22 protein-coding genes and 3 tRNA genes are annotated in these 23808 nt (G+C 57.7%); 18 read left to right on the top strand and 7 right to left on the bottom strand.

Annotation, left to right across the window (positions count from 1 at the left end):
* Positions 1–35: 35 nt before the first annotated feature.
* Positions 36–275, top strand: a complete 240-nt coding sequence (locus tag B8P98_RS24005; RefSeq protein WP_025711760.1) for a DUF1435 domain-containing protein — start codon at positions 36–38, stop codon at positions 273–275.
* A 20-nt stretch (positions 276–295) separates the two neighbouring features.
* Here B8P98_RS24005 and B8P98_RS24000 read toward each other — a convergent pair.
* The 4 genes from B8P98_RS24000 to rsmC all read right to left on the bottom strand — a co-directional run bounded on the left by B8P98_RS24000 (position 296) and on the right by rsmC (position 1815).
* Positions 296–382: transfer RNA gene (locus B8P98_RS24000), tRNA-Leu, on the bottom strand.
* Positions 383–412: 30 nt separating this feature from the next.
* A tRNA-Leu gene (locus tag B8P98_RS23995) sits at positions 413–499 on the bottom strand.
* A 30-nt stretch (positions 500–529) separates the two neighbouring features.
* A tRNA-Leu gene (locus tag B8P98_RS23990) sits at positions 530–616 on the bottom strand.
* Between the two features lie 170 nt (positions 617–786).
* Positions 787–1815, bottom strand: coding sequence for a 16S rRNA (guanine(1207)-N(2))-methyltransferase RsmC (gene rsmC, locus B8P98_RS23985; RefSeq protein WP_080924922.1), 1029 nt, complete (start codon positions 1813–1815; stop codon positions 787–789).
* A gap of 102 nt (positions 1816–1917) precedes the next feature.
* Between rsmC and B8P98_RS23980 the strand changes: the two genes are divergently transcribed.
* From B8P98_RS23980 to deoD, 13 genes are all read left to right on the top strand, one after another.
* Complete coding sequence (locus B8P98_RS23980; RefSeq protein ID WP_025711758.1) at positions 1918–2331, top strand: DNA polymerase III subunit psi; 414 nt, start codon at positions 1918–1920, stop codon at positions 2329–2331.
* The gene (gene rimI, locus B8P98_RS23975) at positions 2300–2746 is read left to right on the top strand and encodes a ribosomal protein S18-alanine N-acetyltransferase (protein WP_025711756.1); all 447 of its coding nucleotides are present in this window, start codon (positions 2300–2302) and stop codon (positions 2744–2746) included. The genes B8P98_RS23980 and rimI overlap by 32 nt, the downstream gene beginning before the upstream one ends.
* 14 nt (positions 2747–2760) lie before the next feature.
* On the top strand, positions 2761–3438 hold the full coding sequence (yjjG, locus tag B8P98_RS23970; RefSeq protein ID WP_025711755.1) for a pyrimidine 5'-nucleotidase: 678 nt from the start codon (positions 2761–2763) through the stop codon (positions 3436–3438).
* A 90-nt stretch (positions 3439–3528) separates the two neighbouring features.
* Entirely contained in the window at positions 3529–5118 is a 1590-nt protein-coding gene (prfC, locus tag B8P98_RS23965) for a peptide chain release factor 3 (protein ID WP_025711754.1), read from the top strand.
* 219 nt (positions 5119–5337) lie between these two features.
* Positions 5338–5958 carry a molecular chaperone OsmY gene (osmY, locus tag B8P98_RS23960; RefSeq protein ID WP_080924923.1) on the top strand — a complete coding sequence of 207 codons (621 nt, stop codon included), beginning with the start codon at positions 5338–5340 and terminating at the stop codon, positions 5956–5958.
* A gap of 129 nt (positions 5959–6087) precedes the next feature.
* Positions 6088–6249: a DUF1328 domain-containing protein gene (locus B8P98_RS23955; protein WP_002887716.1), complete on the top strand. Its 162-nt coding sequence runs from the start codon at positions 6088–6090 to the stop codon at positions 6247–6249.
* 153 nt (positions 6250–6402) lie between these two features.
* The gene (locus B8P98_RS23950; RefSeq protein WP_025711751.1) at positions 6403–7476 is read left to right on the top strand and encodes a patatin-like phospholipase family protein; all 1074 of its coding nucleotides are present in this window, start codon (positions 6403–6405) and stop codon (positions 7474–7476) included.
* Positions 7473–8267: a TatD family hydrolase gene (locus B8P98_RS23945; RefSeq protein ID WP_095033477.1), complete on the top strand. Its 795-nt coding sequence runs from the start codon at positions 7473–7475 to the stop codon at positions 8265–8267. The genes B8P98_RS23950 and B8P98_RS23945 overlap by 4 nt, the downstream gene beginning before the upstream one ends.
* Before the next feature lie 129 nt (positions 8268–8396).
* Positions 8397–9674 (top strand): NupC/NupG family nucleoside CNT transporter, encoded by a 1278-nt coding sequence (locus B8P98_RS23940; RefSeq protein ID WP_025711749.1) that lies wholly within the window; start codon positions 8397–8399, stop codon positions 9672–9674.
* Positions 9675–10087: 413 nt separating this feature from the next.
* Positions 10088–10867, top strand: a complete 780-nt coding sequence (deoC, locus tag B8P98_RS23935) for a deoxyribose-phosphate aldolase (RefSeq protein WP_004886530.1) — start codon at positions 10088–10090, stop codon at positions 10865–10867.
* Between the two features lie 113 nt (positions 10868–10980).
* Positions 10981–12303: a thymidine phosphorylase gene (deoA, locus tag B8P98_RS23930; protein ID WP_087805286.1), complete on the top strand. Its 1323-nt coding sequence runs from the start codon at positions 10981–10983 to the stop codon at positions 12301–12303.
* A 52-nt stretch (positions 12304–12355) separates the two neighbouring features.
* The gene (gene deoB, locus B8P98_RS23925; protein ID WP_025711747.1) at positions 12356–13579 is read left to right on the top strand and encodes a phosphopentomutase; all 1224 of its coding nucleotides are present in this window, start codon (positions 12356–12358) and stop codon (positions 13577–13579) included.
* Positions 13580–13681: 102 nt separating this feature from the next.
* On the top strand, positions 13682–14401 hold the full coding sequence (gene deoD / locus B8P98_RS23920) for a purine-nucleoside phosphorylase (protein WP_002887789.1): 720 nt from the start codon (positions 13682–13684) through the stop codon (positions 14399–14401).
* 78 nt (positions 14402–14479) lie between these two features.
* Here the strand turns inward: deoD and lplA are convergent, their stop codons facing one another.
* Both lplA and B8P98_RS23910 read right to left on the bottom strand, forming a co-directional pair.
* Positions 14480–15496 (bottom strand): lipoate--protein ligase LplA, encoded by a 1017-nt coding sequence (lplA, locus tag B8P98_RS23915; RefSeq protein ID WP_025711745.1) that lies wholly within the window; start codon positions 15494–15496, stop codon positions 14480–14482.
* Positions 15496–16143, bottom strand: coding sequence for a YtjB family periplasmic protein (locus tag B8P98_RS23910; protein WP_080897756.1), 648 nt, complete (start codon positions 16141–16143; stop codon positions 15496–15498). Before B8P98_RS23910 ends, lplA begins: the two co-directional genes overlap by 1 nt.
* A gap of 104 nt (positions 16144–16247) precedes the next feature.
* Between B8P98_RS23910 and serB the strand changes: the two genes are divergently transcribed.
* The 3 genes from serB to nadR are packed head-to-tail and all read left to right on the top strand — an operon-like array spanning position 16248 to position 19865.
* Positions 16248–17219 (top strand): phosphoserine phosphatase, encoded by a 972-nt coding sequence (gene serB / locus B8P98_RS23900; RefSeq protein WP_095033476.1) that lies wholly within the window; start codon positions 16248–16250, stop codon positions 17217–17219.
* 9 nt (positions 17220–17228) lie between these two features.
* Positions 17229–18611, top strand: a complete 1383-nt coding sequence (gene radA / locus B8P98_RS23895) for a DNA repair protein RadA (protein WP_002887800.1) — start codon at positions 17229–17231, stop codon at positions 18609–18611.
* Between the two features lie 21 nt (positions 18612–18632).
* Positions 18633–19865, top strand: a complete 1233-nt coding sequence (nadR, locus tag B8P98_RS23890; RefSeq protein WP_095033475.1) for a multifunctional transcriptional regulator/nicotinamide-nucleotide adenylyltransferase/ribosylnicotinamide kinase NadR — start codon at positions 18633–18635, stop codon at positions 19863–19865.
* Between the two features lie 93 nt (positions 19866–19958).
* Here nadR and ettA read toward each other — a convergent pair whose 3' ends face one another.
* The gene (gene ettA / locus B8P98_RS23885) at positions 19959–21626 is read right to left on the bottom strand and encodes an energy-dependent translational throttle protein EttA (RefSeq protein ID WP_025711742.1); all 1668 of its coding nucleotides are present in this window, start codon (positions 21624–21626) and stop codon (positions 19959–19961) included.
* A 228-nt stretch (positions 21627–21854) separates the two neighbouring features.
* On the opposite strand from ettA, the gene sltY reads away from it, so the two are divergent.
* Positions 21855–23792: a murein transglycosylase gene (gene sltY / locus B8P98_RS23875; protein ID WP_095033474.1), complete on the top strand. Its 1938-nt coding sequence runs from the start codon at positions 21855–21857 to the stop codon at positions 23790–23792.
* Positions 23793–23808: the final 16 nt, after the last annotated feature.

Here is a 23808-nt window from a genome sequence, read left to right as displayed (position 1 = left end):
TATTGGTTATCATTATCATTATGAGAGGTGAAACCATGCTGCAGCGAGCATTAGGAAGCGGCTGGGGAGTGGTGATTCCCGGCGCGCTGATTGTCGCTCTCGGGTATGCCGGGGTGTCGGCTGACGTATGGCGGTTGCTGGTCGCGGTGGGCATGCTGATGTCTGCGGCAATGATATGGCATCGTCAACTGCGCCATTTTATTCTGCTACCATCGTGCGTCGCACTGATTAGTGGAATTATGCTGATGTTGCTGGATATTAAACTGAGGGGATGAGGCCGGGGAAGGAAGAATATTGGTGCGAGGGGGGGGACTTGAACCCCCACGTCCGTAAGGACACTAACACCTGAAGCTAGCGCGTCTACCAATTCCGCCACCTTCGCACAGTATTCTTTCTTTGGATATTGCCTCGTTGGTGCGAGGGGGGGGACTTGAACCCCCACGTCCGTAAGGACACTAACACCTGAAGCTAGCGCGTCTACCAATTCCGCCACCTTCGCACAGTATTCTTTCTTTGGATATTGCCTCGTTGGTGCGAGGGGGGGGACTTGAACCCCCACGTCCGTAAGGACACTAACACCTGAAGCTAGCGCGTCTACCAATTCCGCCACCTTCGCATACCATCGACACTATGAAAGTATCGTTACCACGGAGGCGCATTCTAGTGGTTTTCGGCGGCACGTCAATAGTTAATTATGCAGGTTGTATCGATTGCTGCAAAAATGGGCGGATTTGCCCGCGGGAAGCGCCAGCGGTACCGCGAACGGGCCGCCGGCGTGAGAGGGCGTTATTTTTTCGCCTGTCGGGTCATGATGGTGCGATAGACTTTAAAGCGTCCGGTCTGGGCGATCACCTCATGGAAGCCAAATGTCTCATCCAGCACCTGGGGATATGGCAGGAAGGCGTTGGCAACAATACGCAGCTCACCACCGCTGTTCAGATGGCGAACCGCGCCGCGGATCAACGCCTGGGCCGCCTCGAGGCTGGTCTGCAACCCGTCATGGAATGGCGGGTTAGAGATAATCATGTCGAAGCGACCATTGACCTCGGAGAAGACGTTGCTGGCAAACACATCGCCTGCAAAACCGTTGGCGGCAAGCGTCGCGCGGCTGGCTTCCACCGCCGGGGCGCTGACGTCGCACAGGGTCAGGCGCACCTTCGGTGAATGGCTGGCCAGCACCGCGGCCAGCACGCCCGCGCCGCAGCCGACGTCCAGCACTTTTCCTTTGGTATGTGGCTCGAGGGTGGAGAGCAGCAGCTGGCTGCCCACGTCCAGACCGTCGCGGCTAAAGACCCCTGGCAGGGTTTTGATGGTCAGATTATACAGCGCATATTCGCCCCAGAACGCGTCGGCGTTGAAGGATGGCTGTTTTTCCAGACGGCCATGGTATAGACCACAGCGACGCGCGCTGTCGACTTTATTCAGCGGCGCATATTCAGCCAGCATTTGTTCCGCGCTGCGGACGCCGCTGCGGTTTTCGCCGACGACGAAAATATCGCTTCCCACCGGCAGCAGAGAGAGCAGGTTCATCAGCTGGAACTGCGCTTCTGGTTTGTTCTTCGGCCAGTAGTAGATCAGGGTATCGCATTCGGCGACGTCAGCGGCCTCGGCCACTAAGCTAAAACGGACGTTGTCACCCATCTGGCGGTTGAGGACCTGCCAGTGGTGGAACTGCTGGGTGTGGGCGCGGCTGGCCGCGGTATCCAGACGAGCAGGCAGGTCATCCTGCAGGTCACCGGCAAACAGAACGCGGGCGGACTCGAAATCATCACTGTGGCGCAGCAAGACTTCACTTGCCGGGGTAAAAGCGGACATGAAACACTCCTTCATTAAGACTGGCGCCGATTATAGTAGTTTGTTGGCGCAGATACGACGGATTTGCTATATTGCGCGCTTGTTTAACAGGAGTGTTTCGCTATGACATCCCGACGAGACTGGCAACTACAGCAGCTGGGCATTACCCAGTGGTCGCTGCGCCGACCGGGGGCGTTACAGGGCGAAATCGCTATCTCGCTTCCTGAACATATTCGTCTGGTGATGGTGGCGGAAACCCCGCCGTCGCTGACAGAGCCGCTGATTGGCGACATATTACGCGCGCTGGCCGTAACGCCAGATCAGGTCCTGCAGCTTACCCCCGAGCGGGTGGCGATGCTGCCGCAGGAGAGCCGCTGTAATAGCTGGCGGTTGGGCACAGAGGCGTCGCTGCCGCTGGCGGGCGCTCAGGTGTCCAGCCCCGCTTTTGATGAACTCCAGAACAGCGCGTCGGCTCGTAAGGCGCTCTGGCAACAAATCTGCGCACATGAACACGATTTCTACCCTCAGCACGGCTGATTTAACTCGAGCCTGGCAAATCGAAAAACGCGCCCACGCTTTCCCGTGGAGCGAACAGACCCTGGCCAGTAACCAGGGGGAACGCTATCGTAATTATCAGCTGTCGGTGGATGGGGAAATGGCGGCTTTCGCCATTACTCAGATTGTCCTCGATGAAGCGACGCTTTTTAACATCGCCGTCGATCCCGCTTACCAGCGCCGCGGCCTGGGGCGAGCGCTGCTGGAACATGTCATCGATGAAGTCGAAAAACTCGGCGTCGTCACGCTGTGGCTGGAAGTGCGGGCATCCAACGTTGCCGCTATCGCCCTGTATGAAAGCGTAGGCTTTAACGAGGCGACCATCCGCCGCAACTACTATCCGACGGTCGACGGGCGCGAAGACGCCATTATTATGGCTCTGCCAATCAGTATGTAAGACAAGGTGATACGATGAAATGGGACTGGATTTTCTTTGATGCCGATGAAACGTTGTTTACGTTTGATTCTTTCAGCGGCTTACAGCGGATGTTTCTCGACTACAGCGTGACATTTACCGCCGAAGATTTTCAGGACTATCAGGCCGTAAATAAGCCGCTGTGGGTGGATTATCAAAACGGCGCCATTACCTCGCTACAGTTGCAGCACCAGCGTTTTGACAGCTGGGCGGAACGTTTAAACGTTAAGCCGGGTGAGCTCAACGACGCGTTTATGAATGCGATGGCGGAAATTTGTGCGCCGCTGCCGGGCGCGGTTTCGCTGCTCAATGCGCTGCAGGGGAAAGTCAAAATGGGCATTATCACTAACGGCTTTACTTCGCTGCAGCAGACGCGCCTGGAACGCACCGGTTTACGCGATCACTTTGATTTACTGATTATTTCTGAACAGGTGGGCGTCGCCAAGCCGGATGCGCGTATTTTCGATTATGCGCTGGCGCAGGCGGGTAATCCACCGCGCTCGCGAGTACTGATGGTCGGTGATACCGCCGAGTCGGATATTCGCGGCGGTGTGAACGCCGGGCTGGCGACCTGCTGGCTCAATGCACATCAGCGCGAGCTGCCGGCGGACCTCCAGCCGGACTGGACGGTGACCTCGTTACGCGAACTGGAGCAGCTCCTGTGTAAACACTGATTGCCTCCCCCCCGTTGATGGGTAAAATAGCCGCAATTTTTCGTATTCCACCTGCGCGGCCCGTTGCCGCGTTTACTTAGAAGATTAATTATGACGTTGTCTCCTTATCTGCAAGAGGTGGCCAAACGCCGCACTTTTGCCATTATTTCTCACCCGGATGCCGGTAAGACCACCATCACCGAAAAAGTGCTGCTGTTCGGACAGGCGATTCAGACCGCCGGTACTGTAAAAGGCCGTGGCTCCAGCCAGCACGCGAAATCCGACTGGATGGAGATGGAAAAACAGCGTGGGATCTCGATTACCACCTCGGTGATGCAGTTTCCGTATCACGACTGCCTGGTGAACCTGCTGGATACCCCGGGGCACGAAGACTTCTCCGAAGATACCTACCGTACCCTGACGGCGGTTGACTGCTGTCTGATGGTTATCGATGCGGCGAAAGGCGTCGAAGACCGGACCCGTAAGCTGATGGAAGTTACCCGTCTGCGCGATACGCCGATCCTCACCTTTATGAACAAACTCGACCGTGATATCCGCGATCCGATGGAGCTGCTGGATGAAGTTGAGAACGAGCTGAAAATCGGCTGCGCGCCGATTACCTGGCCTATCGGCTGCGGCAAGCTGTTCAAAGGCGTTTACCATCTCTACAAAGATGAAACCTACCTGTATCAGACCGGTAAAGGCCATACCATCCAGGAAGTGCGCATCGTCAAAGGGCTCAACAACCCGGATCTCGATGCGGCGGTGGGTGAAGACCTGGCGCAGCAACTGCGCGACGAGCTGGAGCTGGTGCAGGGTGCGTCGAACGAGTTCGACAAAGATCTGTTCCTGGCCGGCGAAATCACGCCGGTGTTCTTCGGGACCGCGTTAGGCAACTTCGGTGTTGACCATATGCTCGATGGCCTGGTGGAGTGGGCGCCAGCGCCGATGCCGCGTAACACCGACACCCGTGAAGTGACGGCCGCAGAAGAGAAATTCACCGGCTTCGTGTTTAAAATTCAGGCCAACATGGACCCGAAACACCGCGACCGCGTGGCCTTTATGCGTGTGGTATCCGGTAAATATGAGAAAGGCATGAAGCTGCGCCAGGTGCGTATCGGCAAGGACGTGGTGATTTCCGACGCCCTGACCTTTATGGCCGGCGACCGTTCTCACGTTGAGGAAGCGTATCCTGGCGATATTATCGGCCTGCATAACCACGGCACCATTCAGATTGGCGATACCTTCACTCAGGGTGAAATGATGAAGTTCACCGGTATTCCGAACTTCGCGCCGGAGCTGTTCCGCCGTATTCGCCTGAAGGATCCGCTGAAGCAGAAACAGCTGCTGAAAGGGCTGGTTCAGCTCTCTGAAGAGGGCGCGGTACAGGTCTTCCGTCCGATCGCCAATAACGATCTGATCGTCGGCGCCGTTGGTGTGCTGCAGTTCGACGTGGTCGTGGCGCGTCTGAAAAGCGAATATAACGTGGAAGCGATTTACGAATCGGTCAACGTGGCCACCGCGCGCTGGGTTGAATCCACGGACGTGAAGAAATTCGAAGAGTTCAAACGTAAAAACGAAGTTCAGCTGGCGCTCGATGGCGGCGATAATCTGACCTATATCGCCCCAACAATGGTCAACCTGAACCTGACGCAGGAGCGTTATCCTGACGTGGTGTTCCGTAAAACACGCGAGCACTAATCCCTGACGAAGCGCGGCATTGCCCGCGCTTTTTTCTTCTCGCGCCCGCGTTTCCCTCCTTCTGGAAAGTTCTTAAAACACCGCTAATTCGTCTGTTTTTTATCCATATCCTCCGCAACCCCTTCGTCTGTCTACTATATTTAATTCGTGATTTTAAAAATGCTGGCGTAATTCACTGCGATAAGACGCCAGCGCTGGTGAGAAAACGAGGACATCACGATGACCAGACTAAAGAATGCCAATATGTTGCTGGCGCTCTTCTTAGGCTTAGCCGCGTTGAACGCCTCGGCAGAGACGGAAAAAACAACGGTAGACAGTGCGAAGTCGGCTGCCAGCAATGCGGGAGAGGCAGTAGACAATTCGATTAATAAAGTCGGCGATTTTATGGATGACAGCACCATTACCGCTCGGGTAAAAGCGGCGCTGATCGACCATAAAGATATTAACTCCGGCGATATTTCGGTGAAAACGGAGAATAAAGTGGTCACCCTCAGCGGCGACGTCACCAGTACTGAACAGAAAAGTCAGGCACTGAGCGTGGCGAAAGGGGTCGAAGGCGTCTCGCACGTCAACGACAAGCTGACGGTTAAGCACAAATCATCGAGTGAGACGGCGACGCTGAAAGGCTATGCCGGGGATACCGCCATTACCAGCGAAGTGAAAGCCAAGCTGCTGGCCGATGACATTGTCCCTTCGCGCAATGTGAAAGTCGAAACCAACGCCGGCGCGGTACATCTGACCGGTACGGTGGCTTCCGCGGCGCAGGCGGAGCGTGCCGCAGAGATTGCGAAAGCGGTTTCTGGGGTTAAAAGCGTGCGCAACGATCTTAGCGTTAAGTAAATCGAGTTATTAACAAAAGTGTTGTCTGGCCAAGGTTGCCGAACGAATAGCAGCACCCACTGAGCGATGCGCTATACAGAAAGGGTGCGCAAACCGCTGTTCACCGTCCATTATGGTAAGGAGAAAAGTATGTTTCGATGGGGAATTATTTTTCTGGTCATCGCATTAATTGCTGCGGCCCTGGGCTTTGGTGGCCTGGCGGGTACAGCCGCTGGTGCCGCGAAAATCGTCTTTGTTGTCGGGATTATCCTGTTCCTGGTAAGCCTGTTTACAGGACGCAGACGTCCTTAGACGGTCATCAATCCGGGCGATACTGAAGCCTGAGCGTTTTTACTGACACGTCATCTTACACAAAGCCAGTCCTGCGGACTGGCTTTCGCGGTTTAAGCGGCGGGTAAATTGCGCTACCTTGTGAGGAGAAGACCAATCGAACAGGAAAGCAGGGTGGGGCAACGCATTCCCGTCACGCTGGGCAATATCGCCCCGCTGGCGGTTAAACCCTTTCGACCAGGCAAGCTGGCGCTGGTGTGCGAAGGCGGAGGACAACGAGGGATTTTCACCGCCGGGGTGCTGGACGAATTTATGCGCGCCGGATTTAACCCCTTTGACCTGATGCTGGGTACCTCCGCCGGCGCGCAAAACCTCTCCGCCTATATGTGTAATCAGCAAGGGTATGCGCGCAAAGTCATCACCCGCTACACCACTTCACGCCAGTTTTTTGATCCGATGCGTTTTGTGCGCGGCGGCAACCTTATCGATCTCGACTGGCTGGTCGAGGCTACTTCGCAGCAGATGCCGCTCGCCATGAACTATGCCGAAGCGCAGTTCGCACTGGGGAAAGAACTATGGATGTGCGCCTGCCGCGGCGACGATTACTCCGCCAGCTATTTTTCACCGACGCCGCAGACCTGGCTGGATCTGATCCGCGCCTCCAGCGCCATCCCCGGTTTTTATCGCAGCGGCGTGTTGCTTGACGGCGTTAGCTATCTTGATGGCGGCGTCAGCGATGCGATCCCGGTGCAGGAGGCGGCCCGCCGTGGCGCCCAGACCATCGTGGTGATCCGCACTGTCCCTTCGCAGATGTTTTATACCCCGCAGTGGTTCAAGCGGATGGAGCGCTGGCTGGGAGAGAGTAGCCTGCAGCCGCTGGTTAATCTGGTGCATCATCACGAAACCACCTACCGCGCCATCCAGCAGTTCATCGAGAAACCGCCCGGTAAGCTGCGGATTTTCGAAATTTATCCGCAGCGGCCATTGCGCAGTATGGCACTCGGCAGCCGGTTGCCGGCGCTGCTGGAGGACTACAAAACCGGACGCCAGTGTGGCCGTTATTTCCTGGCGACCGTGGGTAAACTGCTGGCTGACCGGCCGCCGCTGCTGCGCCATACGCCGCGTATTGCCCGCCCGACGCCGGTGGTGGTGCCGCCGGTACCGGTGGCCAATGAGGCGCCTCAGGCGACGATCATCGCCGCGCCGCAGGCGAATGACGCCAGCTTTGATCATGAGGATCTGGCATGAGCCACCGTTTTATCGATACCCACTGCCACTTCGATTTTCCCCCCTTCACAGCCGATGAAACTGCCAGTCTGGAACGTGCGGCGCAGGCCGGCGTCGAGCAGATCATTGTCCCGTCGATCTCCGCCGAGCGTTTCAATTCGGTACTGGCGTTGGCGGCGCGGCATGAGGCGCTGTATGCCGCACTGGGCATGCATCCGATCGTCATCGAAGAGCACACCGAGGAGGGGCTGGCGCAGCTGGACGCCTTGTTGGCGCAGCGCCCTCCTAAGCTGGTGGCGGTGGGAGAGATTGGCCTCGATCTTTATCGCGACGATCCGCGGTTTGATCGTCAACAGACGTTGCTGGAAGCGCAGCTGCGTCTGGCAAAGCGTTACGATCTGCCGGTGATCCTCCACTCCCGACGCACCCACGATAAGCTGGCGATGCTCCTGAAAAAGCATGCCCTGCCGCGCACCGGGGTCGTCCATGGCTTTGCCGGCAGCCTGCAGCAGGCCGAGCGCTTTGTTCAGCTTGGCTATAAGATCGGCGTTGGCGGCACTATTACCTATCCCCGCGCCAGTAAAACCCGCGAAGTGATGGCGCGTCTGCCGCTTTCCGCTCTGCTGCTGGAGACCGATGCGCCGGATATGCCGCTTAACGGTTTTCAGGGACAGCCCAATCGCCCGGAGCAGGTTGCGCGGGTCTTCGAGTCGCTCTGCGAGCTGCGCCCGGAGCCTCCGGAGACGATCGCCGAAGAGATTATGCACAACACGCGCGCGCTGTTCTCGCTTTCACCTGCCCAGGTATGGTGATCGGATTCTCACTATTATCCTTCCATCTCATTGATTTGCTTAAAATGTGTGAAGCCAGGCGGGCAGGATAGTTTCAGGCCGATATAATCACGCCGTTAGTACTGGACTATCGAAACACAGGGAATCTGTATGCAAATCCTCATGGGACTTATCGGCATGGTGGTGCTGTTGGCCATTGCTGTGCTGCTCTCCAATAACCGAAAAGCCATTAACCTGCGCACCGTGCTCGGCGCCTGGATAATCCAGGTGGGTATCGGCGCATTGATATTATATGTACCGGCCGGGCGCTCGGCGCTGCTAGCGATGTCGAATGGCGTCGCCAGCGTAATCGCCTATGGTAACGAAGGGATCAGCTTTATCTTCGGTGGGCTGGTCTCCGATAAAATGTTCGAGGTGTTTGGCGGCGGCGGCTTCGTCTTCGCCCTGCGCGTGCTGCCGGTGATCGTCTTCTTCTCGTCGCTGATTGCTGTGCTTTACTACCTGGGCATTATGCAACTGGTGATTCGTATTCTCGGCGGCGCGCTACGGGCAGTACTGAAGACCTCGCGTACTGAATCACTATCGGCTACAGCGAACATCTTCGTTGGTCAGACCGAAGCGCCGCTGGTGGTGCGTCCTTATATCGCCACCATGACCCGCTCGGAGCTGTTTGCGGTCATGTGCGGCGGCCTGGCCTCGGTGGCGGGCTCGGTACTGGCGGGCTACGCGCAGATGGGCGTTCCGCTGGAGTACCTCATTGCCGCGTCGTTTATGGCGGCGCCGGGAGGTCTGCTGTTTGCCAAAATCATCGTACCGGAAACGGAAAAACCCGACGATAACCCGGCCCATGACAGCCAAAGCGCTGACGCGGATAAACCGGCCAACGTGCTGGATGCCGCTGCCTCTGGCGCCGCGTCTGGTATGCAGCTGGCGCTTAACGTCGGTGCGATGCTGCTGGCGTTTATTGCGCTGATCGCCCTGCTGAACGGGATTCTTTCCGGCGTCGGCGGCTGGTTTAACCATCCGGATCTGTCGCTGCAAATGATCCTCGGCTGGGTCTTCTCACCGCTGGCGTGGGTAATTGGCGTACCGTGGCATGAAGCGACAGTGGCCGGGTCGTTTATCGGCCAGAAGCTGATCATTAACGAGTTCGTTGCTTATATGAACTTTGGCGAATATCTGCGGGCGGACGCGGAAGTGGCGGCGGCCGGGCTGCAGGTGATATCAGATCATACTAAAGCCATTATCTCTTTCGCACTGTGCGGCTTTGCCAACCTGTCATCGATCGCCATTTTAATCGGCGGACTTGGGGGGATGGCGCCCAACCGGCGTCAGGATATCGCTCAGCTTGGTCTGCGCGCGGTGGCGGCGGGAACGCTGTCTAATCTGATGAGCGCCACCATCGCCGGAGTTTTCCTCGCTCTGTAAGCCTCTCCTGAACCAGCGGCCAGCGTGCCGCTGGTTTTACTGAAATTGTGATAATTCCATCATTTTTGCCCTTCTAAAAAATAATTTATATTTCAATTGGTAATGGTTTTATTGTCTGGGAGGTGGGCAAAATGTGCGCCACGGTATCGAGCAGGACTGTTATTGTGTGTTAGAATTATAACATTCTCGTCGGCGGCGTGGTATCGATTATGCTTAAGAGGAGACTGACGATAATTGCCGCAGTATGAGGTTATGTTTTGTGATTTAAGTCACGTCATAGTAATGCAAATTAGTAATTAGTTTTCATTAACTGTGATGAATGTCGAAGTGTAACGGTGAGTGAATGTTACAATAGTAACAGACTCGCAAGGTGAACAAACTATTGAACCGGCACTGCGCCGGCGGAGTATGAAATGACTGATTTGAAAGCAAGCAGCCTGCGCGCGTTAAAACTGATGGATTTGACCACCCTGAATGATGACGACACCAATGAGAAGGTGATTGCCCTGTGTCATCAGGCGAAAACCCCGGTGGGTAACACCGCGGCGGTCTGCATCTACCCGCGCTTTATCCCCATTGCCCGTAAGACGCTGAACGAGCAGGGAACGCCGGATATCCGCATCGCCACGGTCACCAACTTCCCGCACGGTAATGACGATATCGACATCGCGCTGGCGGAAACCCGCGCGGCAATCGCTTATGGCGCTGATGAAGTGGACGTAGTCTTCCCGTACCGCGCGCTGATTGCCGGCAATGAGCAGGTCGGCTTCGAGCTGGTGAAAGCCTGCAAAGAGGCCTGTGCGGCGGCCAACGTGCTGCTGAAAGTGATCATCGAAACCGGTGAACTGAAAGAAGAAGCGCTGATTCGTAAAGCGTCAGAAATCTCTATCAAAGCCGGGGCCGATTTCATCAAAACCTCGACCGGTAAAGTGCCGGTGAATGCCACGCCGGAAAGCGCGCGCATCATGATGGAAGTGATCCGCGATATGGGCGTGGAGAAAACCGTTGGTTTCAAACCTGCCGGCGGCGTGCGCAGCGCGGAAGATGCGCAGCAGTTCCTGGCGATTGCCGATGAGCTGTTTGGTGCCGACTGGGCCGATGCCCGTCATTACCGCTTTGGTGCCTCCAGCCTGCTGGCCAGCCTGTTGAAAGCCTTGGGCCACGGCGACGGTAAGAGCGCCAGCAGCTACTAATCCCTTGATTTGCCGGATGGCGCTGCGCTTATCCGGCCTACGAATGGATGCCTGTAGGCCGGATAAGGCGCTCGCGCCACCATCCGGCAATTTATTCTCTTTGGGAGGTTACCGTGTTTCTCGCACAAGAAATTATTCGTAAAAAACGTGATGGTCATGCATTAAGCGATGAAGAGATCCGCTTTTTCATCAACGGCATCCGCGACAATACTATCTCAGAAGGACAGATCGCCGCGCTGGCGATGACCATTTTCTTCCACGATATGTCTATGCCGGAGCGCGTTTCGCTGACCATGGCGATGCGGGATTCCGGTACCGTTCTGGACTGGAAAAGCCTCAACCTTAACGGTCCGATCGTCGATAAACACTCTACCGGCGGCGTTGGGGATGTCACTTCACTGATGCTGGGGCCGATGGTGGCCGCCTGCGGTGGTTACGTACCGATGATCTCCGGCCGCGGCCTCGGCCATACCGGCGGTACACTGGACAAACTGGAAGCGATCCCGGGCTTCGATATCTTCCCGGACGACAACCGCTTCCGCGAGATTATTAAAGATGTCGGCGTGGCGATTATCGGGCAGACCAGCTCGCTTGCTCCGGCCGACAAACGTTTCTATGCCACCCGCGATATTACCGCGACGGTGGACTCCATCCCGCTGATTACCGCCTCGATTCTGGCCAAGAAACTGGCGGAAGGGCTGGACGCGCTGGTGATGGACGTCAAAGTCGGCAGCGGTGCCTTTATGCCGACTTATGAACTCTCTGCCGCGCTGGCCGAAGCGATCGTGGGTGTTGCCAACGGCGCCGGCGTGCGCACCACCGCGCTGCTGACCGATATGAATCAGGTGCTGGCCTCCAGCGCCGGCAACGCCGTTGAAGTTCGCGAAGCGGTGCAGTTCCTGACCGGCGAATATCGCAACCCACGCCTGTTTGACGTCACGATGGCGCTGTGTGTGGAAATGCTGATCTCCGGCAAGCTGGCGGCGGATGACGCCGAGGCGCGCGCGAAGCTGCAGGCGGTACTGGATAACGGTAAAGCCGCGGAAGTCTTTGGCCGCATGGTGGCGGCGCAGAAAGGGCCGACCGACTTTGTCGAGAATTATGATCATTATCTGCCGACAGCGATGCTGAGCAAAGCGGTCTATGCTGATACCGAAGGTTTTATCAGCGCGATGGATACTCGCGCGCTGGGAATGGCAGTGGTTTCTATGGGCGGCGGGCGCCGTCAGGCATCAGACACCATTGACTATAGCGTTGGCTTTACCGATATGGCCCGTCTGGGTGACCGCATGGACGGACAGCGTCCGCTGGCGGTGATCCATGCCAAAGACGAGAACAGCTGGCAGGAGGCCGCGAAAGCGGTCAAAGCGGCCATTAAACTGGACGATAAAGCCCCGGAAATTACACCGACGGTCTATCGCCGTATCACTGAATAGCGATATACTGATCTGATCGCTTTTTTGCAGCGCAAGATGTATGGAGAACAAGATGAAACGTGCATTTATCATGGTGCTGGACTCCTTTGGGATTGGTGCAACGGAAGACGCAGACCGCTTTGGCGACGTCGGCGCCGATACGCTGGGCCACATTGCAGAAGCCTGCGCCAAAGGCGAGGCTGACAATGGCCGCAAAGGCCCGCTGAATTTACCGAACCTGACCCGTCTGGGGCTGGTGAAAGCGCATGAAGGTTCTACCGGTAAAATTGCCGCCGGAATGGATGGCAATGCCGACGTGATTGGCGCCTATGCCTGGGCGCATGAACTCTCTTCCGGTAAAGATACGCCGTCCGGCCACTGGGAAATCGCTGGCGTGCCAGTGCTGTTTGACTGGGGCTACTTCAGCGATCATGAAAACAGCTTCCCGCAGGAGCTGCTGGATAAGCTGGTGAAGCGTGCCAACCTGCCGGGCTACCTCGGCAACTGCCACTCTTCCGGGACGGTGATCCTCGATCAGCTCGGCGAAGAGCACATGAAAACCGGGAAACCGATTTTCTATACCTCGGCGGACTCGGTGTTCCAGATCGCCTGCCATGAAGAGACTTTCGGCCTCGACAAGCTGTATGAGCTGTGCGAAATCGCCCGCGAAGAGCTGACCGAAGGTGGCTACAACATTGGCCGCGTTATTGCCCGTCCGTTCATCGGCGATAAAGCCGGTAACTTCCAGCGTACCGGCAACCGTCACGACCTGGCGGTCGAGCCGCCGGCGCCGACCGTGCTGCAGAAGCTGGTTGACGAGAAGAACGGCCACGTGGTGTCCGTGGGTAAAATCGCCGACATCTACGCCAACTGCGGCATCACTAAGAAAGTGAAAGCCACCGGGCTGGACGCGCTGTTCGACGCGACCATCAAAGAGATGAAAGAAGCGGGCGACGAGACCATCGTCTTTACTAACTTCGTCGACTTTGACTCCTCCTGGGGTCACCGTCGTGACGTTGCCGGCTATGCAGCAGGTCTGGAGCTGTTTGACCGCCGTCTGCCGGAGCTGATGGAGCTGGTTGGAGAAGATGACATTCTGATCCTCACCGCCGACCACGGCTGCGACCCGACCTGGACCGGTACTGACCACACCCGCGAGCATATCCCGGTGCTGGTGTACGGCCCGAAAGTGAAGCCAGGTTCGCTCGGTCACCGCGAAACCTTCGCCGATATCGGCCAGACTCTCGCGAAATACTTTGGTACGTCTGACATGGAATATGGCAAAGCCATGTTCTGAGGTCATTGCCCGGTGGCGCACAGCGATCCGGGCCTACGATTTGTAGGCCGGGTAAGGCGTAGCCGCCACCCGGCAAAAACAACAATGTAAAAGGAACTGAAGATGGCAACTCCACACATTAACGCAGAAATGGGCGATTTCGCTGACGTCGTGCTGATGCCGGGCGACCCGCTGCGCGCCAAGCACATTGCAGAAACCTTCCTTGAAGACGTGCGTGAAGTGAACAACGTGCGCGGCATGCTGGGCTTCACCGGCACCTATAAAGGCCGCAAAATCTCCGTGATGGGCCACGGGATGGGTATCCCGTCCTGCTCTATCTACACCAAAGAGCTGATCACCGATTTCGGCGTGAAGAAAATCATTCGCGTCGGCTCCTGCGGCGCGGTGCGTGAAGATGTCAAACTGCGTGACGTGGTGATCGGCATGGGCGCGTGCACCGACTCTAAAGTGAACCGTCTGCGTTTCAAAGACCATGATTTCGCGGCGATTGCTGATTTCGGCATGGTGCGTAACGCGGTAGACGCGGCGAAAGCGCTGGGCGTTGACGCGCGCGTCGGCAACATTTTCTCCGCTGACCTGTTCTATACGCCAGACCCGTCCATGTTTGACGTGATGGAAAAATACGGCATTCTGGGCGTGGAAATGGAAGCGGCGGGTATCTATGGCGTGGCGGCGGAGTTCGGCGCGAAAGCGCTGACCATCTGCACCGTCTCCGACCACATCCGTACCCACGAGCAGACCACTGCTGCGGAGCGTCAGACCACGTTCAACGACATGATCAAAATCGCGCTGGAATCCGTGCTGCTGGGCGATAAAGAGTAAGAGCTGTTGTGCCGGGTGGCGGCTTCGCCTGACCCGGCCTACGGTTTTCCAGGCCCGCTAAGCGCAGCGGGCTTTTTATCAGCGCACCGCGCCGGCCACCCACGCCGACAGTTGTTTCAGTTCCGCTTCCTGCTCCGGGAAATCCCCAATCAGCGCTTCACACTGCTGCTGCAAGACTTCTGCCCGATACTGACAGCCAACTAAACGAGCCGCCAGGGCCTCCAGCGGCGCCGGGTTCAGGCTATCGGTAAAGGCCTTAGCGCGGGTGATGTGGCCTTTTTCGACGTCAAAATGCAGCTCAACGCCGCCCCAGGGGAAGCGCTCGTCCAGCAGATGAGAGAAGGCCGGCGCCTGGCCGAAGTTCCACTCCCAACTACTCTGACGGGCAAAGGTCTCAGCAAAATTCGGCAGATCCGGCGTGTTGTCCGGGGAGATCACCTCGGCGTCCACCCGTTCGCCGTAATGGCTGAAGAACGCTTCCTGAATGGCCTCGCAAATCTGCTGATGAGTTATGCCCGGCAGCAGCTCAACCAGGTTCGCTACACGCCCGCGCACCGAGGTGATGCCTTTGGCCTGTAGCTTTTTCTGGTCCGGGTTAAGGTAGTTAGCGAGGCGGCTTAAATCAGCATTCAGCAGCAGGGTACCGTGATGAAAACCACGGTCCATGGTCTCACGATAGGCGGAACCAGACACCTTGCGATCGCCGTTATCAGTTTTGACCACCAGATCGTTGCGCCCGGAGGCTTCAGCGGTTACGCCGAGTGAATTGAGCGCCGCCAGCACGATAGCGGTGGAGACGGTTTTATCGTACTCCGGTTTGCCCGCCATAAAAGTAAAGCAGGTATTGCCGAGGTCGTGAAATACCGCGCCGCCGCCGCTGCTGCGACGGGCCAGCCGCACGTGGTCCTCTTCCATGCGTCGGGTATTACACTCCTTCCACGGGTTCTGTGCGCGGCCGATGACCACGGTATCGGCGTTACGCCAGAGGAACAGCACCCGCTGGGTGGCGGGCATCTGGCGGAAAATACACTCCTCGACCGCCAGGTTGAACCATGGGTCGTAAGAGTCAGAGAGCAGGAGGCGCAATGTGGACATTATAGATTTCCTTTCTTTTCATCGTCTTCATCCTCAACCGGCTTGTTGGCGGTGAGCAGGAAGGGCGATTGCTGCCAGCGGGTGCGTTTGCCCTGCAGCAGCGTGCGGGTCAGCACCACGCCGATCGCCAGGGACAGTAACAGCATCAGGCGTAAGATATTGGTGGTATTATCCACCTGCTGCGCCTCGGTCGCCAGGGTATGGGTATCGAGGGTCAGACGCAGATAGCCCAGCGGGCCATTTTTCCCCGGCACCGGTTCGACAATTTGCTGGTTGAAGTAGCCGCCGGCTTTTTTGCCATCCAGCGCCAGCCGGTCACGAACCTCGACGCTTTCGCCAGAACGAGCCACCAGGTCGCCCTGTTCATCATAAACGCCGGCGTCGAGAACGCGGCTGTTGTGGGTCAGCTGCGTCAACAGTTGATTAATGCGCTTCTCGTCCGGTGTTTCGCTGCGCATCAGCGGCACGAGATTCAGCACCACCTGCTGCGCCAGCGTGCGGGCCAGCTCTTCCAGCTGCGGATTGCGTTGTTTCTGACTGTTCTGGCTGAACCACGAGGCGCCCTGCATCAGTGCGACGAGCAGGGCCAGACAGATAAGAACAATGACCGCACGATGCAGCCGGAATTTCAGTTTTGCGCGAACCATATTCCACCTTTGAAAATTTGCAGCTTAATGTTGCCAGAAGCGCTGGTTACAAGGTAGCCTCATGCGTTATTTTCCTCGCCTGAATGAAGAGATGTGGAGCCGTAATGCCTAACAGTTTGACCTGGTGCGACCTGCCCGAAGACGTTTCCCTGTGGCCTGGGTTGCCGCTTTCCCTGAGCGGCGATGAGGTCATGCCGCTGGATTATCACGCCGGGCGCAGCGGCTGGCTGCTGTATGGTCGTGGGCTGGATAAACGTCGGCTGACGGCGTGGCAGCGTGAGCTGGGCGCCGCGTTAGTGATCGTCGCCTCCTGGGTAGTCGAGGATTACCAGGTGATCCGCCTGGCGGGGTCGCTTACCCCGCGTGCGACGCGACTGGCGCATGAGGCGGGGCTGGACGTCGCGCCATTGGGTAAAATCCCCCATCTGCGCACGCCGGGCCTGCTGGTGATGGACATGGACTCCACGGCGATCCAGATCGAATGCATTGATGAGATTGCGAAACTGGCCGGCACCGGCGAGCTGGTCTCGGAAGTGACCGAGCGGGCGATGCGCGGGGAGCTGGACTTCACCGCCAGCCTGCGCCAGCGCGTGGCGACGCTGAAAGACGCCGATGCCAGTATTTTGCTGCAGGTGCGCGACGCGCTGCCGCTGATGCCGGGCCTGGCACAGCTGGTGCTCAAGCTGGAAACGCAGGGCTGGAAAGTGGCCATCGCCTCCGGCGGCTTCACCTTCTTTGCAGAGTACCTGCGCGACAAGCTGCATCTTGACGCGGTGTTCGCCAATGAGCTGGAGATCCGCGACGGTAAACTTACCGGCAACGTACTCGGCGATATCGTCGATGCGAAATATAAAGCCAATACGTTGCGCAAGCTGGCGGAAAAGTATGAGATCCCAACGGCGCAAACCGTGGCTATCGGTGATGGCGCCAACGACCTGCCGATGATTAAGGCGGCAGGCCTCGGCATTGCCTATCACGCGAAGCCCAAAGTGAATGAACAGGCGGAAGTGACTATCCGCCACGCTGACCTGATGGGGGTATTCTGTATTCTCTCGGGCAGCATGAACCAAAAGTAAGAGGTAAACGTGGCGAAAGCTCCAAAACGCGCATTTGTCTGTAATGAATGTGGTGCGGATTATCCGCGCTGGCAGGGGCAGTGCAGCGCCTGCCATGCCTGGAACACCATCACCGAGATGCGCATCGCCGCGTCGCCGCAGGTGGCGAGAAACGAGCGTCTTTCAGGCTATGCCGGTAACGCCGGCGTGTCGAAGGTGCAGAAGCTGTCAGATATCAGCCTGGAGGCGCTGCCGCGCTTTTCCACCGGCTTTAAAGAGTTTGACCGCGTGCTGGGCGGCGGCGTAGTGCCGGGCAGCGCGATCCTGATTGGCGGCAACCCCGGCGCCGGGAAATCGACGCTGTTGCTGCAAACCCTCTGCAAACTGGCGGAGGGGATGAAAACGCTGTACGTCACCGGGGAGGAGTCCCTGCAGCAGGTGGCGATGCGCGCCCATCGTCTCGGGTTGCCGACGGCCAACCTGAATATGCTCTCAGAAACCAGCATTGAGCAGATCTGCCAGATCGCCGATGAAGAAAAGCCGCAGCTGATGGTCATCGACTCCATTCAGGTGATGCATATGGCCGACGTGCAGTCGTCGCCGGGCAGCGTCGCCCAGGTACGTGAAACTGCGGCCTATCTGACGCGCTTTGCCAAAACTCGCGGCGTGGCGATTGTGATGGTCGGCCACGTCACCAAAGACGGTTCGCTGGCCGGTCCGAAGGTGCTGGAGCACTGTATCGACTGCTCGGTGCTGCTGGACGGCGATGCCGATTCCCGTTTCCGCACGTTGCGCAGCCATAAAAACCGCTTTGGCGCGGTCAATGAACTCGGCGTTTTTGCCATGACCGAGCAGGGCCTGCGCGAAGTCAGCAACCCCTCCGCTATCTTCCTCAGCCGGGGAGATGAAATCACCTCCGGCAGTTCGGTGATGGTGGTCTGGGAAGGGACTCGTCCGCTGCTGGTGGAGATCCAGGCGCTGGTGGATCACTCGATGATGTCCAATCCGCGCCGCGTGGCGGTGGGGCTGGAACAGAACCGTCTGGCGATCCTGCTGGCGGTGCTGCATCGTCACGGCGGCCTGCAGATGGCCGATCAGGACGTCTTCGTCAACGTGGTCGGCGGGGTGAAGGTCACGGAAACCAGCGCCGATCTGGCGTTGCTGCTGGCGATGGTTTCCAGCCTGCGCGACCGTCCGCTGCCGCAGGATCTGGTGGTCTTTGGCGAAGTGGGGCTGGCGGGCGAAATTCGTCCGGTGCCGAGCGGCCAGGAACGTATCTCGGAAGCGGCGAAGCACGGTTTCCGCCGCGCCATCGTCCCGGCGGCCAATGTGCCGAAAAAAGTACCGGAAGGCATGCAAATCTTTGGTGTGAAAAAGCTTTCAGACGCGCTAAGCGTTTTTGACGACTTATAATAAGTTAAAAGGAGATTAGCGATGTCGTCATTTGACTATTTAAAAAGCGCCATTAAGCAGAAAGGCTGTACCCTGCAGCAGGTGGCGGAAGCCAGCGGAATGACCAAGGGGTATCTCAGCCAGCTGCTGAATGCCAAAATCAAAAGCCCGAGCGCGCAGAAGCTTGAAGCGCTGCATCGTTTTCTCGGGCTGGAGTTTCCCCGTCGGCAGAAAAGCGTCGGGGTGGTGTTTGGTAAGTTTTACCCGCTGCATACCGGGCATATCTATCTGATACAGCGCGCCTGTAGCCAGGTCGACGAGCTGCATATCATTATGGGCTATGACGATACCCGCGACCGCGAGCTGTTCGAAGAGAGCGCCATGTCGCAGCAGCCGACGGTGCCTGACCGCCTGCGCTGGCTGCTGCAGACCTTTAAATATCAGAAGAATATTCGCATCCACGCCTTCAATGAAGAGGGGATGGAGCCCTATCCGCACGGCTGGGACGTCTGGAGCCATGGGATCCGCGCGTTCATGAGTGAAAAAGGGATCGAGCCGAACCGGATCTATACCTCGGAAGAGGCCGATGCGCCGCAATACCTTGAGCATCTGGGGATCGAGACGGTGCTTATCGATCCTAAGCGGTCCTTTATGAATATTAGCGGCGGGCAGATCCGCGAGAACCCATTCCGCTACTGGGAATATATTCCGACGGAAGTGAAACCGTTCTTTGTGCGGACGGTGGCGATCCTCGGCGGCGAGTCGAGCGGTAAATCGACGCTGGTCAATAAGCTCGCCAATATCTTCAACACCACCAGCGCCTGGGAGTATGGCCGCGATTATGTCTTTTCGCATCTCGGCGGTGATGAGATGGCGCTCCAGTATTCGGATTACGATAAAATTGCCCTCGGGCATGCGCAGTATATTGATTTTGCAGTGAAATACGCCAACAAGGTGGCGTTTATCGATACCGACTTCGTCAGCACTCAGGCCTTCTGCCTGAAGTACGAGGGGCGTGAGCACCCGTTCGTGCAGGCGCTGATTGATGAATACCGTTTCGACCTGGTGATCCTGCTGGAGAACAATACCCCGTGGGTGGCCGATGGACTGCGCAGTCTTGGAAGTTCGGTGGATCGTAAAGAGTTTCAGTCGCTGCTGGTGTCGCTGCTGAAAGAGAACGAGATCGAATTTGTCCATGTTAAAGAGTCAGACTACGATTCGCGCTTCCTGCGCTGCGTTGAGCTGGTGAAGCAGCTGATGGGCGAGCAGGGGTAGGTCCTCTGCGGCCTGTAGCCCTCACCCCGACCCTCTCCCAATGGGAGAGGGAGCAAACATTAAAAAAGGCAACTTGTGTTGCCTTTTTGCATTTTATTTTGAGATACGTTTGTACTTGATTCGCTTCGGCTCCAGCGCGTCGGCGCCGAGGGTGCGTTTCTTGTACTCTTCGTACTCGGTAAAGTTACCTTCGAAGAACTCAACTTTACCTTCATCCTGGTAATCCAGAATGTGGGTGGCGATACGGTCAAGGAACCAGCGGTCGTGCGAGATAACCATCGCGCAGCCCGGGAACTCCAGCAGGGCGTTTTCCAGCGCGCGCAGGGTTTCGATATCCAGGTCGTTGGTTGGTTCATCGAGCAGCAGGACGTTACCGCCGACCTGCAGCAGTTTCGCCAGGTGCAGACGACCGCGTTCACCGCCGGACAGCTCGCCAACGCGTTTACCCTGGTCGACGCCTTTAAAGTTAAAGCGGCCCACGTAGGCGCGGCTCGGCATCTCGGTGTTGCCGATCTTCATGATATCCAGGCCGCCGGAGACCTCTTCCCACACGGTCTTGCTGTTGTCCATCGCGTCGCGGAACTGATCGACGGAGGCCAGCTTAACGGTATCACCCAGGGTGATGGTGCCGGAATCAGGCTGTTCCTGGCCAGACATCATGCGGAACAGGGTGGATTTACCCGCGCCGTTCGGACCGATGATGCCGACGATAGCGCCTTTCGGTACCGAGAAGCTCAGATCGTCGATCAGCACGCGGTCGCCGTAGGATTTGCGCAGGTGGCTGACTTCCAGAACCTTATCGCCCAGACGTGGGCCTGGCGGAATGAACAGTTCGTTGGTCTCGTTACGTTTCTGGTATTCGACGTTGTTAAGCTCTTCAAAGCGCGCCAGACGGGCTTTGCCCTTGGACTGACGGCCTTTTGCGCCCTGGCGAACCCACTCGAGCTCTTTCTCGATTGATTTGCGGCGTGCGGCTTCCTGAGAAGCTTCCTGCGCCAGACGCTGATCTTTCTGCTCCAGCCAGGAGGAGTAGTTGCCTTCCCACGGAATACCTTCGCCGCGGTCAAGTTCGAGGATCCAGCCGGCGACGTTATCGAGGAAGTAACGGTCGTGGGTAATCGCCACCACGGTGCCTTCGAAATCGTGCAGGAAGCGTTCCAGCCAGGCGACGGACTCGGCGTCCAGGTGGTTAGTCGGTTCATCGAGCAGCAGCATATCTGGTTTTTCCAGCAGCAGGCGGCACAGCGCGACGCGGCGGCGTTCACCACCGGAAAGATTCGCGATTTTCGCATCCCAGTCCGGCAGGCGCAGGGCATCGGCCGCGCGCTCCAGCTGGACGTTCAGGTTGTGGCCGTCGTGCGCCTGGATAATCTCTTCGAACTTGCCTTGCTGGGCGGCAAGCTTATCGAAGTCCGCATCCGGCTCGGCGTATTTGGCATACACTTCGTCCAGACCCTTCAGCGCGTTAACCACTTCGGCGACCGCTTCTTCAACGGACTCGCGCACGGTGTGCTCCGGGTTGAGCTGCGGCTCCTGCGGCAGGTAGCCGATTTTGATGCCAGGCTGCGGACGCGCTTCACCTTCGATCTCGGTGTCGATACCGGCCATGATGCGCAGCAGGGTAGACTTACCGGCGCCGTTCAGACCGAGCACACCGATTTTCGCGCCAGGGAAGAAGCTGAGGGAGATATTTTTCAAAATATGACGTTTCGGCGGAACCACTTTGCCGACACGATGCATGGTATAAACGAATTGAGCCACGTTGGACTTCGCCTCTTTCTATTTTGATAGATAGTTCAAAGCCGAAGTGTAGCCTTTTTCGCGCGCTAATCCCAGCGAGGCGACAGGATTCACAGAAGCGTAAAAAAATGTCCAGGACATGGCGCGTTTAGCGTTGTCTGATTAGCATAAGTAAAGCTGCCTGCCGAACCGGCGGGGGCTTTTAAGCGGCACGATGCTGCGAAAATGCACCGGAAAGAGGAAGAGCTTGTGGAAAAAGCCAAAAAAATGGCGTGGCGTCTTTTGGCTGCCAGCGTTGGTCTGTTGACGTTGAGTCAGCTGGCGCATGCGGATTCACTGGATGAACAGCGCAACCGCTACGCACAAATTAAGCAGGCGTGGGATAACCGGCAGATGGATGTAGTCGACCAGCTGATGCCCACGTTAAGCACCTATCCCCTGTACCCCTATTTGCAGTACCGGCAGATCACCGACGATCTGATGAACCAGCCGGCGCTGGTGGTGAAAAACTTTATTGACGCCAATCCGACGCTGCCCCCGGCGCGTTCCTTACGTTCGCGCTTCGTGAATGAGCTGGCCCGGCGCAGCGACTGGCGTGGCCTACTGGCGTTTAGTCCCGATAAGCCGACCAGCACCGAGGCACAGTGCAACTATTACTACGCCAAGCTGAGCGTGGGGCAGTCGCAGGAAGCCTGGAGCGGGGCGAAAGACCTGTGGCTGACGGGCAAGAACCAGCCTGGCGCCTGTGAGCCGCTGTTCAACGCCTGGCGCGACTCCGGACAGCAGGATCCGCTGGCCTATCTCGAACGGATCCGCCTGGCGATGAAGGCCGGCAATATCGGGCTGGTCAAATCGCTGGCTCAGCAAATGCCCGGCAACTATCAGAGCATCGCTTCCGCCGTCGTCGCCCTGGCTAACGATCCGAACAGCGTTCTGACTTTCGCCCGCACCACCGGGGCGACGGACTTTACCCGCCAGATGGCCGCCGTCGCCTTCGCCAGCGTCGCCCGTCAGGATGTGGAAAATGCTCGCCTGATGATCCCTTCGTTGGTGCAGGCTCAGCAGCTCAACGAGGATCAAACTCAGGAGCTACGTGATATTGTCGCCTGGCGCCTGATGGGTACCGATGTGACCGAAGAGCAGGCCATCTGGCGCGACGATGCGATCATGCGTTCGCAGTCCACGCCGCTGGTGGAGCGGCGCGTGCGGATGGCGCTGGGGACAGGCGATCGCCATGGCCTCAACACCTGGCTGGCGCGCCTGCCGATGGAGGCGAAAGAGAAAGACGAATGGCGTTACTGGCAGGCGGATCTGCTGCTTGAGCGCGGCAGGGATGAGGAAGCACAGGCGATCCTCCGGTCGTTGATGCAGCAGCGGGGGTTCTACCCGATGGTCGCCGCGCAGCGTCTTGGCGAGGAGTATACCTTCCGCATCGACAAAGCCTCAGGCACGATCGACCCGGCGCTGGCTTCCGGGCCGGAGATGGCGCGAGTGCGTGAGCTGATGTACTGGAATATGGATAACACCGCGCGCACCGAATGGGCGAACCTGGTCACCAGTCGCACCAAATCCCAGCAGGCGCAGCTGGCGCGCTATGCCTTTGATCAGCACTGGTGGGATCTGAGCGTGCAGGCGACGATCGCCGGTAAGCTGTGGGATCAGCTGGAAGAGCGTTTCCCTCTGGCCTATAACGATCTGTTTGCCCGCTACGTTAGCGGCAAAGATATTCCGCAGAGCTATGCGATGGCGATTGCGCGTCAGGAGAGCGCCTGGAACCCGAAAGTCCGCTCACCGGTCGGCGCCAGCGGGTTGATGCAGATTATGCCGGGCACCGCGACGCATACCGTCAGCATGTTCAGCATTCCCGGCTACAGCGGCCCGTCGCAGCTATTGGATCCGGAAACCAACATCAACATCGGCACCAGCTATCTGCAGTACGTCTATCAGCAGTTCGGCAATAACCGTATCTATGCGTCGGCGGCCTATAACGCCGGGCCGGGCAGGGTAAGGACCTGGCAGGGGAACAGCGCTGGTCGGATTGATGCGGTGGCGTTTGTCGAGAGTATTCCGTTCTCGGAAACCCGCGGCTACGTGAAGAATGTCCTCTCCTATGACGCCTACTATCGCTACTTTATGGGGCAGCAGGATAAGCTGTTCAGCGATGCGGAGTGGCGCCAGCGTTACTGATCGCCGGGAAGTATGT

The sequence above is a fragment of the Klebsiella quasivariicola genome (assembly GCF_002269255.1).
Taxonomy (GTDB): Bacteria; Pseudomonadota; Gammaproteobacteria; order Enterobacterales; family Enterobacteriaceae; genus Klebsiella; species Klebsiella quasivariicola.
This window is presented reverse-complemented; position numbering and strand designations above follow the sequence as displayed.